Here is a 3,395-nt window from a genome sequence, read left to right as displayed (position 1 = left end):
CGGGCTTGCTGCTGGCGAGCCGCGGCTTCGGCACTTTCGTCGCGATGATGCTGGTCGGCCGCCTGATGCGCTACATCGAGGCGCGCACGCTGATCATCACAGGCCTCAGCCTGACGGCGGGATCGTTGTTCCAGATGACAGGCTGGACCGACATGACCCAGGCGACCGAGATCATCACGGTCAGCATCATCCAGGGGTTCGGCTTCGGCCTCGTCTTCGTGCCGTTGTCGACGGTGTCGTTCCTGACGCTGCCGAACAACCTCCGCACCGACGGCACCTCGATGCTGACGCTGCTGCGCAACGTCGCGAGCTCGGTCGGCATCTCGATCGTGATCGCGCAGCTCACCGAGGGCGGGCGACGCATCTATGCGACGCTGTCGGAGCACATCAATCCGTTCAACCATGCGCTGCAGATGCCCGACGTCGCCGGGATGATCAACCTCAACACCGACGCCGGCCGCGCGCTCGCCGACAAGATGGTGGCGGCGCAGTCGCAGATCATCGCCTTCTCGCACGACTACATGCTGGTGATGCTGTTCATCCTGGGCTCGATTCCGCTCGCGATCATGATCGGCTCGACCAAAGCGGCGCTGCGCAACCAGTCCGGGCCCTCGGACCATGCGGCGGTGATGGAGTAGGCTTTCGCTGGCCGAAGCTATCGTCGTCCCGGCGAAGGCCGGGACCCATAACCACCGTATTGTGTCGTGAAAGGGATCACGGCCCCAGCGTCGCAGAACAATCTGCATTTGGGGTTATGGGTCCCGGCCTTCGCCGGACGACGCCGCCGATACGTGCCCTCCTGAGCCCGCACGGATTGCAATCGCGTTGACTTTCCGGCGCCGCCTCCCAATACTCCGCAAAAACAAGAAAAGACCGTCAAAGAACGGCTTCAGGGGAGGACATCATGCCGACTTCACGCAGGACGCTGCTGAAGACGTCTGCGGCGGCTGCCGCTGCCTTCAGCTTCGATTGGACGCGCGCACTGGCCCAGGCCGAAACGGTCCGCATCGGATCGGTCTACGACATGACCGGACCATTCGCCGCGGGCGGCTCGATCGCCTCCTCTGTCGGCACCGATATCGCGATCGAGCTTTGCAACGAGCGGGGCGGCATCGGCGGCAAGTACAAGGTCGACACCGTCAAGGTCGATTCCCAGAGCAAGGCCGACGTCGCCATCAACGAGGTCGAGCGGCTGATCAACCAGGAGAAGCTCGACATCATCCTGGGCGTGTTCTCGAGCGCGCATGCGGTGCCGCTGGCGGCCAAGGTCGAGCAGCACAAGAAGATCCTCTGGATCACGACGGCGGTTTCGACCGCGGTGTTCAAGGACCGAAACCTGCAATATGTCTTCCGCGCGCAGATCCATTCCGACCAGTACGGCCAGGCTTTCGCGGGCTTCCTCGCCGAGCACACCAAGGCCAAGCTCGGCGTGGAGCCGAAGGACGTCAAGGTCGCGCTGGTCCACGAGGACGGTCCGTACGGCGTCGGCGTCGCCGCCGCCGACGAAGCCTTCGCGAAGGAAGCGGGGCTACAGATCGTGCTCAAGGAAGGCTATTCGGCAGCCGCACCTGATCTCTCGGTGCTGGTGACCAAGCTCAAGCGCGCCAAGGCCGACGTGATCTCGCATGCAGGCTACAACCCAGACATCACCCTGTTCCTGCGCCAGGCGCGCGAAAGCGGGCTGAAGTTCAAGATGCTGTTTGGCGCCGGCGCCGGCTACAGCCAGCTCGACAAGCTGCGCGCGACCTTCGGCGCAGACATCGACAATTTCTGCAACATCGATCCGGTCCCGGCGCAACTGCTCGATCCCGCCAAGCTCGCGCCGGGGGTCGGCGATCTCACCAAGATCATGGTCGAGCGTTTCAAGGCAAAGACCAACGCCACCGAGGTGCCGCCGCACTGCTCGATGGGCTTCAACCAGACCTGGATCCTGCTCAACAACGTGCTGCCGGTCGCCAAGGAGAAATATGGCGGCTTTGATCCGGAAGCGATCCGCAAGGCGGCGCTCGACGTCGACATCCCGCCCGGCGGCACCATCCAGGGCTATGGCGTGAAGTTCTTTCCGCCCGGCACCCCGATGGCCGGCCAGAACGAGCGCTCGACGCCGGTCGTGATGCAGAACGCCGGCGAGCACATCTCGGTGGTGTGGCCGACCAATATCAGGACCCAGGACCCGGTATTCCCGCTGCCGAAGGGGTCGGTGTACGCGGCTTAGGCGTGGCAGGAGTGAGGTCGTCCTTCTTACCTCTCCCCGCAAGCGGCAGGGCTATCGCATATGACCGAGCATGCCGAGGAAAAAGGCATGATCCCATCCGGCGCGCTTGATTTTGCGCCGGATGGAGGCGCGGTCGGGGTGAGCTCGCAGGATATTGAGTGCGAGCCTGCGCAGGGTAGCGAGGTTCTCGGGAGCATGGTCCTTTCGCGCGCGATTGCCGTCCTCGGCGAAATGGACGTCGAGCACCCAATGGAGCTGGTTCTCGATGCCCCAATGACTGCGGGTGATGTGCAGCAGCCGCTTGGGGGAGATGTATTTGGACAAGAGATAGTGGCGTACAACCGGTGCATCGGCCCGGTGGCCTCGCAGACGCCTGCGCGAGGTGATGCGCCCCACCGCTGCGACGCCGGGGAAGTCGTGGTGCGCAGCCAGGCTGGTGTTGCGCATGATGGTGGCGCGCCGCGCCTCGTGCCGATCGTGGCTGGAGGGGTCGATCTGCTCGGCACTGCTGCGCCTGCCCGATCGCGCAAATTGTTGCGTAACCGCCTTGAACAGGGGGCCGCGGTTGGCTTTGATCGCCAGAGTGTAATTGCCACCTCGCTCCAGCACGGCGCTGGCAAAGGCGCGGCTGCAATGCAGGGCATCGGCGGTAACGATGCAGCCCTCCAGACTGAGAAGGTCCAACACTTCCAAGGCGCCTGCCGTCTCGTTGCGACCAGGCGCTTTCTGCTGAGCCAAAGCCATGCGGGCATCCACCGCAAAGACGTTGACCAGATGCAGCGGCGTGGCTTTGCCGCCGCGCTCGTAGGCGCCGCGCAACGCCTTGCCGTCGACGGCCACCACTCCGGTGAGCTTGAGCCCGTTGGCTTTGGCAAAAGCCGCCATGAAACGACGGAAAACCTTCTCGAAGGCTTGTGGCTTGAGCAGGCGGAAAACCCGGCTGAATGTGTCGTGGCTCGGGATGCCATGCTCCAACCGAAGGAAGAGCCGCAACAGCTCCTCCTTCGCTGCTCCGAAGTCCGCCATGTCCGAGCACGATTCCGCTCCGCACAGCGTTGCTGCCAGCGCGATGACCAGCACCTCCAAAAGATCGTGCCTCGCATTGGCCGCCCGCGGGTCCGGCAATCGACCAAAAACCTTCTTGAATTGGCGCATCCGACCCCCTTCTTGACCCAGGAGT

3 protein-coding genes are annotated in these 3,395 nt (G+C 63.8%); 2 read left to right on the top strand and 1 reads right to left on the bottom strand.

Annotated features, from left to right (window positions below; genetic code table 11):
• Together AS156_RS44785 and AS156_RS22725 are read left to right on the top strand one after the other, a co-directional pair.
• On the top strand, positions 1–638 hold a 638-nt coding region (locus AS156_RS44785), incomplete at its 5' end, for an MFS transporter (RefSeq protein ID WP_488226050.1).
• Positions 639–904: 266 nt separating this feature from the next.
• A complete protein-coding gene (locus tag AS156_RS22725) occupies positions 905–2,215 on the top strand; it encodes an ABC transporter substrate-binding protein (protein ID WP_066508888.1) in 1,311 nt (436 codons plus the stop codon).
• Between the two features lie 51 nt (positions 2,216–2,266).
• Here the strand turns inward: AS156_RS22725 and AS156_RS22720 are convergent, their stop codons facing one another.
• Positions 2,267–3,370, bottom strand: coding sequence for an ISAs1 family transposase (locus AS156_RS22720; RefSeq protein WP_066499663.1), 1,104 nt, complete (start codon positions 3,368–3,370; stop codon positions 2,267–2,269).
• Positions 3,371–3,395 lie beyond the last annotated feature (25 nt).

This window comes from Bradyrhizobium macuxiense (assembly GCF_001542415.1).
Lineage (GTDB): Bacteria > Pseudomonadota > Alphaproteobacteria > Rhizobiales > Xanthobacteraceae > Bradyrhizobium > Bradyrhizobium macuxiense.
The sequence above is the reverse complement of the archived record's forward strand: the minus strand, read 5'-3'. Positions and strand labels throughout refer to the sequence as shown.